This window comes from Vibrio sp. 10N.286.48.F5, from assembly GCF_041469785.1.
Lineage (GTDB): Bacteria > Pseudomonadota > Gammaproteobacteria > Enterobacterales > Vibrionaceae > Vibrio > Vibrio crassostreae_C.
In genome coordinates this window covers 63,677-80,583 of sequence record NZ_JBFRLG010000030.1, presented here as the reverse complement: position 1 = coordinate 80,583, position 16,907 = coordinate 63,677, and the positions used below count along the sequence as shown (strand labels likewise).

Here is a 16,907-nt window from a genome sequence, read left to right as displayed (position 1 = left end):
CGTATAATATGTTCTCAAACTTCCCAAAAGAGGATTAGAAACATGGCTGGAAAGATCAACTTGCCACATAGTTGCCCTAAATGTGGTAAAACTGCTCATACGACTAAAGAGCTTGAAACACTGTTCGGTTACCGTCAAAAAGATGGTGGTGTGACAAATCAAAGCCAGTGTAAAGAGTGCCGTTAAAGCAAAATGACGGTTGCTAGGTTATTGATGACTATACAGTAGGTGAGCTAGAAATCTTCTATGCTCATTTACTGCTCGATGCTTCTACTGTCTATTGCATCAATCGTGTGGTTATTGAGGGTTGGTTAGTGAGCCTAAGTTGCAAGAGTGTTCCTCCTAAAGCGGTAACTGAATTTTTACGTTCATATTGTATATTTCTTCACTACTTGAACCCAAGTAACTAGTTGTTCAGAATGATTCGGCACGTGAGGCATTTTTACTATGCGTTGGTTTTAGTGGTTAAGGTGGTTTTCGAAGGCTTTGAAATTGAGTACCGTACATCTTCACAAAGCGCTAGGATTTTAAGGAGAAAATAGTGAGTATTTTAAGAGAAATTCAGGCTTCACTAATTTCAGAGCAGCCGAATTTAAGTAGTATTTTGTTGAAATTAAGATTGCTTGCTGCTCGTTTGGGAAGTGATACGTTGGCTGATTGGGTTAAATATGAATTGTCCGGTTACCCTGACAATATTGAATTGCCTGATTATCGTGTTGTAGCTGTATCTTTTAAGGGGACGTTTAGTGGACCGTTTAATTCGGGTATTAAAAATGCTCCTATTCCATCGGCGTTGATTGAGAAGTATGCAAGTGATAAATGGACCCATCGCCGTTTGACTGATGGAATTGCAACTATTGATGACTTAATTAAAAGTTCACAAGATTCGGGTTCTGTAGGTCTTGATTGTGCTAATTTGATTTTATTACTTCAAGGGAAAGTATATGAAGATTATGCATGTAATGAGATTGTAGGATCAATATCCCGAAGTTCGTTAGTACAAATCCAAAATGAGGTTAAAAGTAGAGCTCTTGAGTTAACCATTGAGCTTGAAAAATCAATACCAGCTGCAGTTGATATAGTTTTATCGCCTTCCCCCAATGAATCAATTGATACCCAAGAAATAACTAAAATTATTAACCAAACCATTTATGGTAATTATACTGAAATATCAAATTCAGGAGATGGCGCAAGCATAGGAGTTCATGCCATACAAGGTAACGCTGAGCTTTTAACTGAAAAATTGGAGAGCGCAGGCATTACAAAATCTTCTGCAGAAGAATTGGCAGCTATTGTCAAAGCTGAACCCCCAAGCTCACCTGAAGAACCGCTAGGGAATAAAGCGAAAAAATGGTTAGTTGATAATTTAAAAAAAGCTGAAGATGGTACATGGAAAGTTGGAATATCAGTAGCTACGGACGTCATAAAAAAATCAGTAATGGGTTACTACGGACTATAAAAGCCTAACAAATACATCAACACGATTTGTTACATTCGGCGTTGTCGGTTTGCGTTTAGTGTTTAAGGTGGTATGCGGTAGCCTCGGTATTGCGTTGTTCACACCTTAACAGGGTATTATGGCATTCATAGTTCATCGTAACAATCCCTTTCCCAGGTTTTAACGCCCGCTAACTCAACGCATTTGTTGGATTGAATATACTTTGTGGGCGTTTAGTCAACGCTATATTTTTACTTCCATCGCTCAATTAAAACTAATAGTATCAATGCTTTAATAACGCATGATTTAATGAGAGCAAGAACATGAAACACACTCCAAGTTCTTTTGTGGAAATGAAAGGGAAACAACGTATTCCGATGTTGACCGCTTATACATTCCCAGTGGCTGCAAGTATCGAATCTGCTGGGATACCTATTATTCTCGTTGGTGATACTGTCGGCATGGTTGAAATGGGCTTTAGCAGTACGCGAGATGTGACCATTGAGCACATGGAATATCATGTAGGGGCAGTGCGTCGAGGTGCTCCAAATACTCACATTATTGGTGACCTCCCATACTTAACCGATCGTTCTCCTGAAGTCGCGTTAGTTAATGCTAAAAGGTTGATGCAGGCAGGTGCCGACAGCATAAAACTGGAAGGTGCAAAACTCGATGTTATTGCTCACCTTGTAGCAAACAATATCCCAGTTGTTGGCCACACGGGGTTAACTCCGCAAACGGCAACAAACTTCAAGAAAGTAGGGCAATCTGCTGAAGATGCTCAAACCGTTAGCGAGGAAGCAAAAGCGATTCAAGAAGCGGGTGCTTTTATGTTGGTGCTTGAGCACATACCTTCTTCACTTGGCGAATCGATTACTCAAGAGATAAGCATTCCTACAATTGGGATTGGTGCGGGAGCCGATTGTGATGGGCAGGTGTTAGTCATCAATGATGCGCTCGGGCTAGGTAACCGATGGCCTCCATTTTCAAAACAGTACGCCCATTGCAGCCAAACTATCTTTGACGCAGCAAATGAGTTTGCTACGGAAGTCAAAACGAACGTATTTCCGAACAACCTGAGCAAATAGGCCACTTAGATAATAGCTTTAGGTTGAATCGTAATGCATGGTATTTTTCCGTGCATTACGATAAGCATATGATGTGTATTTGGACGTTCGGTGTTGAGCTGTCTTGATTCTCTCACCAAACGTCAGTTTCAAGGAGGAAACATGACAAGCGACCAACTATTGGAAAAGGCACTTTATAGCAGTGCCAGCATCCACAACCTCACTCGCTTAAAGCCTACTTAGCAACGAATCACCTTAATAACTATTTCAGAACAACCAACAATGTGTGGCTTAAAACGAGTGAGCTGATAGACCAAACTGAGATTGAAGTTTTAGGTGAGTACTCAGCAACGTTACAAGCGTCAAAGTTTACGGTTCTCCCACGCAGGGGCGAACGTTTGCCTTTTGTTTCTCGAAATTTAATAGCAACAGTAAATGACACACAAACGTAGAGGTAGCGCACAGAATCGAAAAAGGGGATATCGCGATTACGTAATCATTGATCTAGCCGATAGTGAGATAATGATAAGAGGTCGATAATTCGTTGTCGGACTAAATTAGAACTTTAAATCTAATTTCTAAGTAGTTGTTATCTCAGGAAGAGTTTTTGTGCTATGCGCCCCTATATTAAATACATTATCCCTATTTTAATTCCTTTCATTATCCTCGTCATGCCGCTATCAGCGTTTCCATTTGAAGGCCTTACGATTATTCAACAACGCGTTATTGCGATCTTTTTGTTAGCGGCATTGTGCTGGGTGTTCGAGCCTATCCCTATTTACGCGACGTCTGTTGTTATTATCGTTCTGCAATTATTGATGTTGTCGGATAAAGGGCTGATCTTTTTAAGGTTTGAGCATGGGGAAGAACATTTTGGTGAGCTGTTAAAATACAGCGATATCATGGCGACATTCGCTAGCCCAATCATCATGCTGTTTTTGGGTGGTTTCTTCTTAGCAATGGCCGCCACTAAATATCGATTAGACGTAAACTTAGCTCGCGTGTTGTTGAAGCCATTTGGACAAGACCCAAAGTTTGTGATGCTCGGCTTAATGTTGATCACTGGTATCTTTTCGATGTTTATGTCTAACACGGCAACAACGGCAATGATGCTCTCTATTTTAACGCCGGTACTGGCTGTGTTTGGTCCGAAAGACCCCGGTCGTGTAGCGTTTGCGCTTTGTATCCCGGTTGCCGCTAACATCGGTGGCATTGGTACTCCGATCGGTACCCCTCCGAACGCTATCGCACTTAAATATTTAGTTGGCGATAACCTCATTACGTTCGGTGAATGGATGGCATTTGGTGTGCCGTTTGTTGTGATTATGATGGCGTTAGCGTGGTTTTTAATAGGCTTTATGTACAAAGCTGACCAAAAGAAAATCGAGCTAAGCATCAAAGGTAAATTCCTTAAAACGCCTAAAGCCATTGCGGTGTACGTCACTTTTGCGCTGACCATCATTCTTTGGTTAATGGGTTCAAGCCATGGCATGAACTCTTACACCGTCGCTCTGATTCCTGTCGCTGTGTTCTCACTCACAGGGATCATCAATAAAGAAGACCTGAAGAAAATTTCTTGGGACGTATTGTGGCTTGTATCAGGTGGTATTGCGCTTGGTTTAGCGCTCGATAAAACTGGCTTAGCAAAGCTCGTGGTACACAGTATTCCGTTTGATAGCTACTCACCCTATGTGGTGTTGTTCGGAGCGGCGTTCTTGTGTTTGGTAATGGCAAACTTTATGTCTCATACCGCAACGGCTAACTTGTTAATGCCAATTATGGCGGCATTAGGTTCGTCTATGGCTTCACTCACGCCACTAGGCGGTGAGCTAACGTTAATTTTGGTTGTGACTTTTGCCGCTTCATTAGGTATGTCGCTGCCAATCAGTACGCCACCGAATGCGTTGGCTCATGCCACTGGTCATGTGCAAAGTAATCAAATGGCCAGAATCGGTATTATTTTGGGTGTGGTTGGTGTGCTACTGAGTTTTGTTATGGTGTGGGTGCTACATTCAATTGGTCACATAGGATAACGATACGTGTATCAACAAAAGCTAGAAGCACTTATCGAGCGCTATTTTAACCAAACAGAACGTCGGGTGACGTGCTGTGCCGGTAACACCATTATTGAACAATCAGCGTTAAACACTCGTTTATATTATGTGTTTAGTGGAGAACTGGAAGGGTTTTATACCGATGCGAATACACCGCAAGTGCGAGTATTTAGCGCGGGTAGTGGGGCTTTTATAGGCGTTCATAGCTTCTTTTCAGGTAATTGGACAGCATCTTCAACGGTTGTTGCTAAAACCGATGTTGAGTTAGCGTGGATCGATAAAGACACGCCTGCAGAAGATGAACGTAAATTTGGTCCTCTTACCGCACAGTTCACACCTGTAATTGTCAATGAGTTGTCGCGTCGTCAACGCCGCGCAACACAAGAAGCGATAGCGAAACAAAAAGCGCTAGAGAAGTTACATACTGCTGAGCAAATGACGACCTTGGGTCAATTGGCTGCAGGGATTGCTCATGAGCTTAACAACGCTATTGGTGTCGTAAATAGTAAATCTGGTCGACTTGAAACGGTCATCATGGATCTGCTTAAAGAAGTGCATCCAGAAGCCAGTCAATTTTTCGATTTTGGGTTAATGCATGGTCAGAAAACGTCGTCGTCAGAAGCACGAACACGTGGGCGACAATTTGAAAGAAAATATGGTTTAGACAAAAACATTGCTCGCTCTCTTGCAAAGGCGATTCCAATTGATGCTTTATCTGCAACAGACGTTATTTCAAAGCATTGGCTGAAAAAACCAGAAGAAGCGATTCGTTTTTGGCAGATGGGCTGTGATTTACATGATTTGCGTTTGGCATCTAGACACACCGTCGGCATCGTAAAATCGGTTAAACAACTTGGCAGAGTTGATATCGACACCGAAGAAGCGGTTGATATTAACGACTCCATTAACCATGCCTTATCGTTGCTACAAAGTGAGTTACGTAGAGTGTCTGTGCGATTGAGCCCTGCGGATTTACCGTCTTTTAAAGGCTCGAAAACAGAGCTCGTTCAGATTTGGGTCAACATTGTAAAGAATGCTTGTGATGCAATGTCGAATTCAGACGATGCCGCAATAGAGATTCAAACCAGATTAAGTAAGAAAAGAATATTAGTTACGATTACGAATAACGGCCCTGAGATAGACGAGGGGACTCGTAGAAAGATATTTCAGCCCAACTTCACCACTAAAAAAGGTGGTTTATCGTTTGGATTGGGCTTGGGTTTATCAGTAGTTAAGCGGATTGTGGCGGGTTATGGCGGAAGTATCATTGTGAAAAGTGATGCTTCTAAAACTGTATTTAGAATCAAGTTACCAGTAGAGGGTGAACATGGAGAAGCTTAATTTAATCTGTGTCGATGACCAGAGAGAAGTACTGAGCGCAGTGGTACAAGATTTAGATCCGCTGGCGAGTTGGCTGAATATTGAAGATTGTGAATCAGCGCAAGAAGTGCTTGATCTCATTGATGAACTTGACGCAGAAGGCGAACACATTACCGTCATCGTGTCTGATCATGTGATGCCAGGGAAAACGGGGGTGGAGTTACTCACTGAAGTGTTCCATGACAGCCGCTTTCCGAATACAAAGAAAATTCTTCTTACGGGGCAGGCCACTCATACCGATACCATCAATGCGATTAATGCAGCAGGCATCGACCGTTACTTTGAAAAGCCTTGGCAAGCAAGCACATTGGTTGAGTGCATTCGTACTCTTGTCACTGAGTACATATTTGATCAAGGGCTTGATTACACGGACTATCAGAATGAGCTCGACCAGCAGGTTGTGTTGAGACGCTTGCGTTAGCCTCTTATGTTAGCGACTTACATTATTCACTAGTGTAAGTCGCTTGAAATTCTATGCACCGAAGGACGCTTTCTGAAGGGTTTTTCTTTGAAAGATGTAATCTTTCGCTGCTTATTTTACCTACCTCTTTTAGTCGTTCAGGTTTTGGTACTCAGTTATTAACACACTGGTTGCTGGCTTTAGTCTAAAACTCATACGCTACGCCAACGCCAACGCCAACGGATGCATTGTGTTTTCTTCAGGAACGATTCCCTGAACATACAGCAGAGCTAAAATGTGTCGCAGAGTTCCCGTGTCGTTTGTTAGAAAAGTAAGTCGAAATTATTCAAAAGTGATTCCTAACGCGTGGGACGTGGAGTTCTAAGCCAAATCGGTACTTACAACGTAAAGGACTAGGCTTTTGACGGCTTACTGCGTAATAATGCATTCGCCCACAAGTGGGGGTTTATAGTCAGTAGGATTTTAAAATGAGTGAGATTGCTCGCTTTATATCTGGTGAAGCGCCGGACAAATTTGGTCGAAATATAGAACAGTTATTGGCTTACAATCATTTTTGGTTGGAGCATGACCATAAGTACATTCAAGTGTTCTTCCCAATAGATGAGGGGACTAAGTTTAATCAACATGCCCCGTTGGTTACTCAAGAAGATAAGGTGCTTTTTGCTAATTCAGAAGCGCTCCGCACAGCTCATCTACAAGTGCTTGACCTGATGCTTGAGTTTTGGGGTATGCAGCGAAACGGGAGTGAAATATCTTCATCGTTACCACTTAGCCCGGCTAATCACGTATGGTTAAAGAATCATGACCATAACCAGCTAAGGTTAACGCGAGCCATTCGCAGTTTGTACTTGTTGGGTAATGAAGAGGTTGCGGCTCGGTTATGTGACTTTTTAGTATCAGCGGCGACCGAGACTGGCTCGGTGTCGGAGAAAACCGTTCAGTATTGGCGCAATGCCTTGGAAGGTTAGGGTTTTTCTGTGCAGAGCTTCCGGCACTGCTCATAATTGATTCTCAATGCGCGGTATTTTGTACGATGCCGCTTTCTCTATATTCAACATTTGAATGCAATTTGTGGAATATATCAAAGTTAATTAAACTGATGGTAAGTTATTACTTTTCATTATGTTAGGGTTCTTTTCTTAAGGTCAGCGGATTAGGAAGAGGCTAATGAAAAAGGGATTTGTGATAGCGATATCAATCGGCTTTGTTGTCTTCTTCCTTGTTGGTCGTGAGCTTCAGTGGTTCGGGTCCAGTAATTCCGAGTCGTTTCCTAAACTTCCTGATAGTCCCCAATTTGTTCCTTCTATCGATTTCGACGGTGAGTGGCTAGGCCGCCGTATTAACACCACTGGCAATAATATGTGTGAACGCACAACCATCACCGGAACTATTCGTGAGGGTAAGGCTACTCTAAGGCTTACCTACAATGGAACACCGTTAGAGGGTTGGGTGACGGAAAACGGCGACTTACGTTTATATGCTAAACATCGCCAATGGGATTATCGTTTTTCCGCACGTGGCAGTGGCAGTAGATTTGACGGCCGATGGCACTTAACCAATGGGCCGTGCCAAGGAAGTTGGTTTCTAGAAAAGGTCGATGGCAAGTAGGGTTGTTACTACAAGACGCCGTTTAAAATTAACCAGCACAAGGTTCTTTTAGGAGAGATAAGTGATCAGATTAATCGCCGTGTTCATTGTGGCTTTCGGGCTAGGTGCATATGCGAGCTTACATGTTTTGACAGACTATGTTGTGAGCATTGAAGACAGTCATAAAGCTGCGGTGCGGCAAGGTTTTGAAACCTATAAATATGCAAATACAAAAGACCTTGCCCCATTAATTAAAACATCGAACTTGTTAGCTCGTTATAGTGCTTGTGAATTAGAGGGAGATGAAGGCGATGCGATTGCATTAGCCCTGTCTATTAACGCTATTTCCTTTGGGATGTTATCGAAGCAAGCGTCTGACCTCGATCAAGACACCTTTAGGACTGGTTTGATGATGTACGGAAAACTCAAAGACAACGAAAAAGCGTCTGGTCAGTTAACTGAAATACTTACTGCGTACTGTAAAGATAGTCTTCGCTATCTATACGACTGTGAAAAACTTTCTAATTTGTTAGGCGAAGAATGGGATACACAATGGAAGGAAGTGAAACCAGTATGTACCTAAAAATGATTCAACATATACGGCATTTTGCTATGCCGTATTCAGATGTGATTTGAAAACAAAGGACACAATATGGAAGTAAGGTTGGTCAAAGGTTCAGAGCCTAAGTTCGCTGAATCGATCACCAAAACGAATATGGCGAGTTACTATCAAGCTCGTGGAATCGCTTGGGGTCATAGCCAGTTTTTACGCAGCTGGGATGAGCTGGATAACTGTGAAATTTATGTGGGGGATCGCCGTATTGGTGTTGTTCGCTTCAGTTACGCTAGTGGTACAACGTTTCTTAGGGACTTGCAGATATTAGCTGACTGTCAAGGTCAAGGTTTTGGCTCTAAGTGTCTCGATTTGGCTATTGAACATGCGAACAATCAAGCATCGGCTCAGTTAGTGTTGCGCGTGTTCAGTGAGAACCCCGCCATTAAGCTTTATCAATCAAAAGGTTTTACTCAGTTGTCTGAAGTGAAAGGGCTCGTTGAAATGGAGCTGCCTTTAGGGTCATCATTGAGAGAGTGTCATGGATAACCGTATCCAACTAAATTTTGTTAAATACTTATTTTCAGAGTTGCTGTTTATTGTTATTGCACTAGGTCTTGTCTATTGGATATCAGACGGTGATCGTTCATCGCTGCTAACCATAGGGCTGATAATTTGTGTTCCTCCATTAATAAAAATTCTAATGTTGTGGTGGAAGCTTCGCGATAGCTCGTTTGAAATCACGAACGGTCATGTACGTTTAAATGGCGTTGCTTGTGATGTGACTTTACAGCGTAGCTTTCTTCCGTTTGAAATTGGCTCATTCATCAAGCTTTCATACACGAAAGGTGCAATGCAGAAACACAATATTTACCTTTCTAAAGGCGCAATGAGCAAAGAAGAATGGAGCCGTATGTTAGCGTGTCGAACTAGGTCGCCATAAAGAAGCGACATCGCTGTTACTTGAGCTTTTAGTTTCCACGACGAATAGCGATGCGATTAAAGAGTACCAACGAGCGATCTCTTTATATGCTCAAGACCTAGATAAAACCTGGTAAGCAGCGCGTAAAGCTCATTAACTCACATAACAAAAAGCCTAAGCATCAATATGATACTTAGGCTTAAAGGCATAGTTTTTGTTCTTTAGGAAAGCGTTACGCTGAAAGCTCTTTACGAACGATCTCTGCGCCAGCACTTAGCGCATTAAGCTTCGCTGAGGCTATCTCGCGAGGTAGGGGAGCCATGCCGCAGTTGGTGCAAGGGTAGAGCTTGTCGGCATCAACGTACTTAAGTGTTTCACGTAGAGTGCTAGCCACTTCTTCCGGTGTTTCAATCGAATCGGTTGCAACATCAATCGCACCGACCATTACTTTCTTGCCTCGTACGAGCTCAAGCAGCTCAAGAGGTACATGAGAGTTGTGACACTCTAAAGAGATAATGTCGATATTCGATTGCTGCAGCTTAGGGAAGACTTCTTCGTATTGGCGCCACTCGGTGCCTAATGTCTTTTTCCAATCCGTATTCGCTTTAATGCCGTAGCCATAACAAATATGGACTGCTGTTTCGCACTTAAGCCCTTCAATGGCTCTTTCCAAACAAGCGATGCCCCAATTGTTCACTTCATCAAAAAACACGTTAAACGCAGGTTCATCGAACTGAATAATATCCACGCCTGCCGCTTCAAGTTCTTTGGCTTCTTCGTTGAGGATCTTTGCAAATTCCCACGCCAGTTTTTCACGGCTTTGGTAATGCGCATCGTAAAGTGTATCAATCATGGTCATAGGCCCCGGCAGAGCCCATTTGATCGGTTGGTCGGTTTGCTGACGTAAGAACTTCGCATCTTCAACAAACACAGATTTCTGACGAGAAACTGGGCCTACAACCGTCGGTACACTCGCATCGTAACGGTCGCGGATTTTAACGGTTTCACGCTTTTCAAAATCAACGCCATTCAGGTGTTCAATGAAGGTCGTTACAAAGTGTTGACGTGTTTGTTCGCCGTCACTCACAATATCAATGCCTGCTTGCTGTTGCTCGTGCAGAGAGACACGCAGCGCATCTTGTTTGCCGTCTGTGAGTTCATCGCCTTGAAGTTTCCATGGCGACCAAAGCGTCTCTGGTTGTGCAAGCCAAGACGGTTTCGGCAAGCTGCCCGCTGTTGAAGTCGGTAATAGTGTTTTCATAATAATATTGCCTATCCTTGGGTGGTTTGAGAGCGCAATAGACGATTAAAGTGCGTAATTTGCCGACCAGTTCTCTAGAACTGATTGGTATGGCTTAATGAACTTCTCTTCTGCGAATTTACCTTGTTCAACAGCTAGCTGGCTTCGTTCTTCACGGTCGTACACGATTTGAGTCAGCGAGTGATCCAAGTTTTTCAAGTTTGGTTGGTAACAGTTACCCGCAACCGCGTTCGCGTTGTAAATCTCAGGTCGGTAGATTTTCTGGAACGTACCCATGGTACTGATGGTGCTGATAAGCTCTAGGTTAGAGTAATCGTTCAGCAGATCACCAAAGAAATAGAAGGCCAAAGGTGCAACACTGTTAGGCGGCATGAAATAACGAACCTGTAAGCCCATCTTTTTGAAATATTGTTCAGTTAAAGAAGACTCATTCGGTTGGTATTCAAAACCTAATACTGGGTGTTGGTTTTCAGTGCGGTAATAGGTTTTATTATCTGACACGCTTAAGCAAATAACAGGTCGTTTATTAAAGTTCTTTTTGTAAGCGTCAGAGTTAACGAAATATTTAAAAAGCTTACCGTGTAAGTCACCAAAATCTTCTGGAATGCTGAATTTATCTTGGCCTTTATTATGATCCAATAGACGTACGCTAAAGTCATAATCTCGAACATAAGAAGAGAAGTTATTTCCGATAATGCCTTCAATACGCTCGTTAGTTTTACGGTCTACAATATTGGTTTTCAGCACTTCAATTGAAGGGAATGCTTCGCCGTTGCTTTCAATATCCATATCAACAGAAATGATTTCAAGCTCAACAGAGTAACGGTCGCCCTTAGGGTTGTCCCAGTGTGCTAATGCGTTGAAACTGTTATCGATCATTTGCAGTGCATTACGCAAGTTCGCTTGGCGGCTGTCACCGCGAGCCAGGTTAGCAAAGTTGGTAGTGATACGCGTGCTGTCTGCAGGCTGGTAGTTTTCGTCGAGGCTAATGCTCTTAATCGTAAAATTAAATTCTTTATTCATGCTGATTTGGTATCCCAATTTTTTTTCTGATTCTCTCGGTCTTTAGTATTAAAACGGCTTTTATTTTTTGCTTGTGACCGGATTAAGAATCGAAGGCTATGCTGTCTGAAATTAATGCTTAGTAGAATTAATGTCGTATAAAGTTAATCGCTTAAGGTTTTTATACGTTGATAGGTTGACCATTAACAATGGTATTACTTCACATTCAACATGAGGAATATTCATGATCTATTCTGTTTGAATATTTTAGTCGGTGTCAGTTATATTAATTAGCTTGATGGAAATATAACCGCATTAATAGTGTGTTATTTAAGACGATTAATTTAATTAAGAGATGGATGAAATGAGTGAATTGCTGTTGTTGATTTTCTACTGTGCGTTACTGGGCAGTGGTGTTGGGTTTCTAGCCGGTTTGTTAGGTATTGGCGGAGGGCTGATCATTGTTCCTGTGTTAAGCAGCATTTTACTGTATTTAGAAGTTCTACCATCCGACCAAGTTGTTGTCGCGGCGATTGCTACCTCGTTGGCATCGATACTGTTCACTTCAACATCTTCTGCACTCGCTCACCACAAGAATGGCAAAGTGCCTTGGGATCTGGCGCCTTGGATCATGCTCGGTGTTGCTCTGGGTGCATTGGTTAGTGGTTTTATGGCGGCGTTGTTACCGGAAAAAGTCGTTCGTATTGTGTTTGCTGTGAGTGTGGTTCTTATTGCGATCAAGATGTTCTTAAGCAGCAAAAATGATGCGCCTAAGGAACGAAAACTGCCGAACAAAGGTGTGCTCACTGTGCTGACAACCATTACGGGTGGCTTATCTGCCATGATAGGTATTGGTGGCGGAGCATTGCTGGTTCCGCTATTAACGTTCTTCTCTGTCGATATGAAAAAGGCCATCGGTTGTGCCTCGGCTTGTGGCATTGTGATCGCGTTGTTTGGCTCGATAGGTTACATCAGTTCAGGCAGCAGCCACTTTGCTCTATCAGATGGCTTTGCTGGCTTTGTTTATCTGCCTGCGCTGTTGGGTATTGTGTGCACGTCTTGGTTTACGGCTCCGTTAGGCGCAAAAGCCACCAACCATTTACCGGTTCCAACGATTAAGAAAATCTTCTCAGTACTGCTGGTGGTTATCGCAGCAAGCATGGTTGCTCGTTAATAAAAGATCGTTCAAGTGTGAATATACAGAACAAAAACGAATAAATTGATCAACCACCAATAATTAGAAAAGGGCAGTTTCATAACTGCTCTTTTTTTGTTTATCGGTCTATGCTTATACAGCTATGTACATGAGTATATTGATAAAACCGTTTAGTTATGAACAGTTCACCGCTATAGCTAAATGTATTTTGTTTGATTCAACGGAATGCTATCAATGAGTGATTTATGGATCCTTTAACGCAGGGCGTGTTAGGCGCTTCTTTGTCACAATCGGCCAGCAAAAAACAACATTTGGTTGTTGCTGGGGTATTAGGGCTGCTCTCCGGGTTAGCACCAGATTTGGATGCACTGATTAAGTCTCAAAGTGACCCTTTGTTGGCTTTGGAATTTCATCGACAATTTACCCATTCACTCTTCTTTATTCCCATTGGCAGTTTGATCTGCGCTTTGGTTCTGCATCACCTGATTGCAAAAAAACGTGGGCTTTCTTTCAAACAAAGTTGGCTGTTTTGTGCTCTGGGCTATGGTACTCATGCACTGTTAGACGCTTGTACCACCTATGGCACGCAGTTACTTTGGCCTTTCACCAACGCGCGTTTTTCTTGGAATACCATATCAATCATCGATCCTGTTTATACGCTTCCCATTCTAGTGTTGCTTGTGTTTGCGACGTTAAAACGAGCGCCTTGGCTAGCGCGTGTTGCGTTTACTTGGGCGCTAATTTATCCAACATTAGGGATGATTCAGCGAGACAGGGCAGAGGCGATTGGGTGGCAATTAGCGCAAGAAAGGCAACACACACCGATTCGATTAGAGGCAAAACCAAGCTTTGCGAATATCTTGGTTTGGAAAGTGGTGTACGAAACAGAGGCTCATTACCATGTAGACGCAGTGCGGGTTGGCACATCGGTAAGCACGTATCCCGGAGAGTCGATTGCGAAGCTGAATGTTAGCAGGGATTTACCTTGGCTTGACCCGGACTCTCAACAAGCCAAAGACATAGAACGTTTCCGCTGGTTTTCAAATGGTTATATCGCTCAGGACCCAACAGACGAGCTGCGTATTATCGATGTCCGATATTCAATTGTACCAAATCAAATGAAAGCACTATGGAGCATCAAGCTATCAAAAGCAGTTGATGCAAACGCGCATGTAAAATACGAAACTCATAGAGACAACACGCCAGAGTCGAGACAGATCTTCTTCGGTATGCTCACTGGCGATAAATGAGCTAGTTTTAAACTGATCTGCACCGTCAATACTGGATGCTACGTTAAGCGACTTTCCATACGTTTAGTTATCTCTGAATTGTTAATTTAGGGGAAGCTATAGCTCATTTATGCCCCATTGTGTGTTCACTTCGATGAGTGAACTACATCGGCAATCTATTTTTACAATACATAAACTAATGGTTAGGAAAAGGCCCGACACATTTTCTTTCTTCACTCTAGGTAGTCAGCATATTTAGATAGTATGGACAATAGGATAGAGTCAGACCATACTCCAGTCAAAAAGCTCATCGAAGCGATTCAAGATCTTTAAAGGTTACGGAGACTGAATAAGAGTCAATTTGATTGTTGGTTACTCTGTGACCGGGGGGAGGTGAGAGTGCACGAGGGGTCAGCGTTTTTGAATGAACTCTTCAATACCTTTACAGTTGAAGTATAAAATGAGGCGGCCAAATAGCCGTCCCAGACACACCATCTGACTTGTTTATCCACTCATTCCTTTAAGCCAAAAATTAATTCAATTTCATCATCAAGTCTTCTGCCCGTTGGTATAAAACCAAGCTTTTGATAAATAGAGAGCGCATTGCCTTTTTCTTTATCCATCGTGGTCAGGGAGACGCCTTTTAAACCGGTAATGGAAGCGTATTTCTTACTGAAGTTAATCGCTTGACTCCCCAATCCTTTTCCTTGGAAACGATGGTCAATCATGACGCGCCATACATATAAATGCTCCTTTTGAAAGTGTTCATCGTGTGTGTCCAGTATTCTAGGGTCAATCAGAGAGATTAGCCCCGCAGGTTTATTGTTTAAGTAAATACCATAGTTGATACTATCGTCGTTAAAACTGGCTTCTGCAAGCCACTCTGCGTTGTTAGCAATGAGTTGTTTTTGAGACTCTTCCACTGAGAGATCAATAATGTCATTGATAATGGTATTGTTTATTTTTAAAAAGCTAATTTTATTCATGCTTATTTACCTTGGGTAGGTGTTTCATTAAAAGTAACTGGCCAATGTAAGGATCTTGATAAGCTAATCTTGAGTTATCAAAATGGTAATGTCGCTTTTGCTCCTGTCTTTTAACATAGACTCTTCAAGTATCTTATAGATCTCTTTATCTGGCGCATATTAGAACGCGCCAATTTTTTTAATTAAGGTATATGTATGTCTTAATTAAAAACGATGATGGAAGTTATTGTTTCCTTTTTGCCTGCCCCCATGACAGAAATATTAGTTCCAAGCGTTGCCCACGATGATTCAAAAATAGGGTACGTATAGTATTTTTACAATAGTGCCGTCACAAAACCCAAAACAAACTCCCTGATAGAATGCTGACGAGTGTGATTAAAGATAACTTTAATGTGTTCTCAGCCAGCTACATTTTGTATATCACTTATCAGCTAAAATGGTGGCCAATATCTTATCGCCTTTGCATTCAACACTGACGTTCATTCCATTGACGAGTGCTCTCTCATTAGGCGCACTTGCTCTCATATCGAGTCCACTTGTTTAAATTTGGACAACTAGTTCGGTAAGCGTTAAAGAAAGAGTGCTGGTTACCCTGAAGTTTTAGTGTAGGCCACATCTTGATGTTATCGAAGATGGCCAATCGCAATGCAAAAATAGACACAGCCCTGGAATATTGAAGCTAATGTTATCGAAAGCTTTTCTGCACTATTTTTTTAGTTTGCGTAATTGGTGTAGCCAAACTTAACACCAATGATACGAACCGCCATATAAGTTTTAACTCATACCATTTGACGTATTATTGCGGAATCTTTTGTCTATGACAGTATGACTTTGTAAGTAAAATCATTACATAATGAAAGCGTATTTATTAAGTTGCCAGTTCAAACCTTGATGTATTGTTTTCATAAAGTTCAACGTTAATGTCGGTTTTATCTAATAGTCATAAGATGTTGCTCCTAATGAATTGATAGCAGCGTAGCTTCTTACGTCTAAAGCGGGACTGTATTGGATAAACCTGTGATAAAAATACAACGATTCACAAAAATGCTGTGCTTGGCCGACATATCACTCAGATTGACATCACTCATGGAAGTTGATTAAACGACTTTATATACTTGTAGTAATTCATTGTTTACTAAATTAGTAAAATCACTGACACGCTTTTGTCCATTTCCTTCCAACTACAATCGTGATGACCAAATTAAAAAGGAGGTCATCATGGTAGTTTTCAACAAAACGAAACGAAGTGGCGTCAAAAAGCCTTTTCGGCTTGAGGAAATTTGGCGGATCAGAACCAGATTAGAAATTGAAAATAATTTGATGCAGCTTGCGTTGCTCAACTTAGTTATTGATAGCAAACTTAGAGCAAGTGATTTGCTCGTTCTCAGAGTTTGCGATGTATCTTCGCAAGATAGGATATTTAACCGCGTTAAGCATATCCAGCGCAAAACAGATATTGAAGTTCAATTTGAGATAACGACAAGAACTCAACAGAGTCTAATGAAATGGATTTTGATGGCTTCGCTACATGACAGCAATTTTATTTTCCCAAGCCAAAGGCGAAAGCAACAACCGATTAGCTATTCGTACTATCGATACTTAGTGAGGAGATGGGCTTCTAATCTGGGGTTGGATCCTAACTTGTATGGCACTCACTCGATGAGGCGAACAAAAGCGACGTTAGTCTACGCAAAAACGAAAAATATCCGAGCGGTGCAGCTACTACTTGGTCATACCAAGGTAGATAATACAATCCGCTATCTTGGGGTTGAATTAGAAGATGCATTGTTGCTTTCAGAAGGTACTGAGTGTTAATCGAAAAGGAACCTAAATACTTAGGTGTTTCAATTG

The 16,907-nt window shown here is 42.0% G+C and carries 17 protein-coding genes and 1 pseudogene; 15 read left to right on the top strand and 3 right to left on the bottom strand.

Annotated elements, in window-relative coordinates:
• The first annotated feature begins 42 nt into the window (after positions 1-42).
• The 12 genes and pseudogenes from AB4185_RS16475 to AB4185_RS16420 all read left to right on the top strand — a co-directional run bounded on the left by AB4185_RS16475 (position 43) and on the right by AB4185_RS16420 (position 9,443).
• The gene (locus tag AB4185_RS16475) at positions 43-186 is read left to right on the top strand and encodes a hypothetical protein (RefSeq protein ID WP_280599814.1); all 144 of its coding nucleotides are present in this window, start codon (positions 43-45) and stop codon (positions 184-186) included.
• A gap of 355 nt (positions 187-541) precedes the next feature.
• Positions 542-1,459, top strand: a complete 918-nt coding sequence (locus AB4185_RS16470; RefSeq protein WP_280599812.1) for a hypothetical protein — start codon at positions 542-544, stop codon at positions 1,457-1,459.
• A 302-nt stretch (positions 1,460-1,761) separates the two neighbouring features.
• Entirely contained in the window at positions 1,762-2,526 is a 765-nt protein-coding gene (gene panB / locus AB4185_RS16465) for a 3-methyl-2-oxobutanoate hydroxymethyltransferase (protein WP_102543475.1), read from the top strand.
• A 141-nt stretch (positions 2,527-2,667) separates the two neighbouring features.
• Positions 2,668-2,879, top strand: a pseudogene (locus AB4185_RS16460) (hypothetical protein); the annotation flags it as partial.
• Positions 2,880-3,119: 240 nt separating this feature from the next.
• Positions 3,120-4,538 (top strand): DASS family sodium-coupled anion symporter, encoded by a 1,419-nt coding sequence (locus AB4185_RS16455; RefSeq protein ID WP_102332139.1) that lies wholly within the window; start codon positions 3,120-3,122, stop codon positions 4,536-4,538.
• 6 nt (positions 4,539-4,544) lie between these two features.
• A complete protein-coding gene (locus AB4185_RS16450; protein WP_372135673.1) occupies positions 4,545-5,900 on the top strand; it encodes an ATP-binding protein in 1,356 nt (451 codons plus the stop codon).
• The gene (locus tag AB4185_RS16445; protein ID WP_161687743.1) at positions 5,887-6,360 is read left to right on the top strand and encodes a response regulator; all 474 of its coding nucleotides are present in this window, start codon (positions 5,887-5,889) and stop codon (positions 6,358-6,360) included. Before AB4185_RS16450 ends, AB4185_RS16445 begins: the two co-directional genes overlap by 14 nt.
• Before the next feature lie 467 nt (positions 6,361-6,827).
• Positions 6,828-7,328, top strand: coding sequence for an opioid growth factor receptor-related protein (locus AB4185_RS16440; protein ID WP_017066571.1), 501 nt, complete (start codon positions 6,828-6,830; stop codon positions 7,326-7,328).
• A gap of 199 nt (positions 7,329-7,527) precedes the next feature.
• Complete coding sequence (locus AB4185_RS16435; RefSeq protein ID WP_017062406.1) at positions 7,528-7,968, top strand: hypothetical protein; 441 nt, start codon at positions 7,528-7,530, stop codon at positions 7,966-7,968.
• Positions 7,969-8,029: 61 nt separating this feature from the next.
• Entirely contained in the window at positions 8,030-8,530 is a 501-nt protein-coding gene (locus tag AB4185_RS16430) for a hypothetical protein (RefSeq protein WP_017064207.1), read from the top strand.
• Positions 8,531-8,599: 69 nt separating this feature from the next.
• Entirely contained in the window at positions 8,600-9,049 is a 450-nt protein-coding gene (locus tag AB4185_RS16425) for a GNAT family N-acetyltransferase (protein ID WP_372135672.1), read from the top strand.
• Complete coding sequence (locus AB4185_RS16420) at positions 9,042-9,443, top strand: hypothetical protein (protein WP_017062409.1); 402 nt, start codon at positions 9,042-9,044, stop codon at positions 9,441-9,443. The genes AB4185_RS16425 and AB4185_RS16420 overlap by 8 nt, the downstream gene beginning before the upstream one ends.
• A 211-nt stretch (positions 9,444-9,654) precedes the next feature.
• On the opposite strand, the gene AB4185_RS16415 is transcribed toward AB4185_RS16420, so the two are convergent.
• Both AB4185_RS16415 and AB4185_RS16410 read right to left on the bottom strand, forming a co-directional pair.
• Entirely contained in the window at positions 9,655-10,683 is a 1,029-nt protein-coding gene (locus AB4185_RS16415) for a methionine synthase (protein WP_017062410.1), read from the bottom strand.
• Positions 10,684-10,728: 45 nt separating this feature from the next.
• Positions 10,729-11,706 (bottom strand): DUF1852 domain-containing protein, encoded by a 978-nt coding sequence (locus AB4185_RS16410; RefSeq protein ID WP_017064213.1) that lies wholly within the window; start codon positions 11,704-11,706, stop codon positions 10,729-10,731.
• Positions 11,707-12,049: 343 nt separating this feature from the next.
• On the opposite strand from AB4185_RS16410, the gene AB4185_RS16405 reads away from it, so the two are divergent.
• Both AB4185_RS16405 and AB4185_RS16400 read left to right on the top strand, forming a co-directional pair.
• On the top strand, positions 12,050-12,859 hold the full coding sequence (locus AB4185_RS16405; protein WP_136973886.1) for a sulfite exporter TauE/SafE family protein: 810 nt from the start codon (positions 12,050-12,052) through the stop codon (positions 12,857-12,859).
• A 227-nt stretch (positions 12,860-13,086) separates the two neighbouring features.
• Complete coding sequence (locus tag AB4185_RS16400; protein WP_102429252.1) at positions 13,087-14,091, top strand: metal-dependent hydrolase; 1,005 nt, start codon at positions 13,087-13,089, stop codon at positions 14,089-14,091.
• A gap of 491 nt (positions 14,092-14,582) precedes the next feature.
• Here the strand turns inward: AB4185_RS16400 and AB4185_RS16395 are convergent, their stop codons facing one another.
• Positions 14,583-15,056 (bottom strand): GNAT family N-acetyltransferase, encoded by a 474-nt coding sequence (locus AB4185_RS16395; protein WP_004734802.1) that lies wholly within the window; start codon positions 15,054-15,056, stop codon positions 14,583-14,585.
• A 1,218-nt stretch (positions 15,057-16,274) separates the two neighbouring features.
• Between AB4185_RS16395 and AB4185_RS16390 the strand changes: the two genes are divergently transcribed.
• Positions 16,275-16,871 (top strand): tyrosine-type recombinase/integrase, encoded by a 597-nt coding sequence (locus AB4185_RS16390; protein WP_372106602.1) that lies wholly within the window; start codon positions 16,275-16,277, stop codon positions 16,869-16,871.
• Positions 16,872-16,907: the final 36 nt, after the last annotated feature.

Excerpts from the sequence above, each read along its gene's own strand:
- AB4185_RS16475 (WP_280599814.1), top strand. The coding sequence starts at position 43 with ATGGCTGGAAAGATCAACTTGCCACATAGTTGCCCTAAATGTGGTAAA.
- panB (WP_102543475.1), top strand. The coding sequence starts at position 1,762 with ATGAAACACACTCCAAGTTCTTTTGTGGAAATGAAAGGGAAACAACGT.
- AB4185_RS16455 (WP_102332139.1), top strand. The coding sequence starts at position 3,120 with ATGCGCCCCTATATTAAATACATTATCCCTATTTTAATTCCTTTCATT.
- AB4185_RS16445 (WP_161687743.1), top strand. The coding sequence starts at position 5,887 with ATGGAGAAGCTTAATTTAATCTGTGTCGATGACCAGAGAGAAGTACTG.
- AB4185_RS16440 (WP_017066571.1), top strand. The coding sequence starts at position 6,828 with ATGAGTGAGATTGCTCGCTTTATATCTGGTGAAGCGCCGGACAAATTT.
- AB4185_RS16435 (WP_017062406.1), top strand. The coding sequence starts at position 7,528 with ATGAAAAAGGGATTTGTGATAGCGATATCAATCGGCTTTGTTGTCTTC.
- AB4185_RS16425 (WP_372135672.1), top strand. The coding sequence starts at position 8,600 with ATGGAAGTAAGGTTGGTCAAAGGTTCAGAGCCTAAGTTCGCTGAATCG.
- AB4185_RS16420 (WP_017062409.1), top strand. The coding sequence starts at position 9,042 with ATGGATAACCGTATCCAACTAAATTTTGTTAAATACTTATTTTCAGAG.
- AB4185_RS16415 (WP_017062410.1), bottom strand. The coding sequence starts at position 10,683 with ATGAAAACACTATTACCGACTTCAACAGCGGGCAGCTTGCCGAAACCG.
- AB4185_RS16410 (WP_017064213.1), bottom strand. The coding sequence starts at position 11,706 with ATGAATAAAGAATTTAATTTTACGATTAAGAGCATTAGCCTCGACGAA.
- AB4185_RS16405 (WP_136973886.1), top strand. The coding sequence starts at position 12,050 with ATGAGTGAATTGCTGTTGTTGATTTTCTACTGTGCGTTACTGGGCAGT.
- AB4185_RS16400 (WP_102429252.1), top strand. The coding sequence starts at position 13,087 with ATGGATCCTTTAACGCAGGGCGTGTTAGGCGCTTCTTTGTCACAATCG.
- AB4185_RS16395 (WP_004734802.1), bottom strand. The coding sequence starts at position 15,056 with ATGAATAAAATTAGCTTTTTAAAAATAAACAATACCATTATCAATGAC.
- AB4185_RS16390 (WP_372106602.1), top strand. The coding sequence starts at position 16,275 with ATGGTAGTTTTCAACAAAACGAAACGAAGTGGCGTCAAAAAGCCTTTT.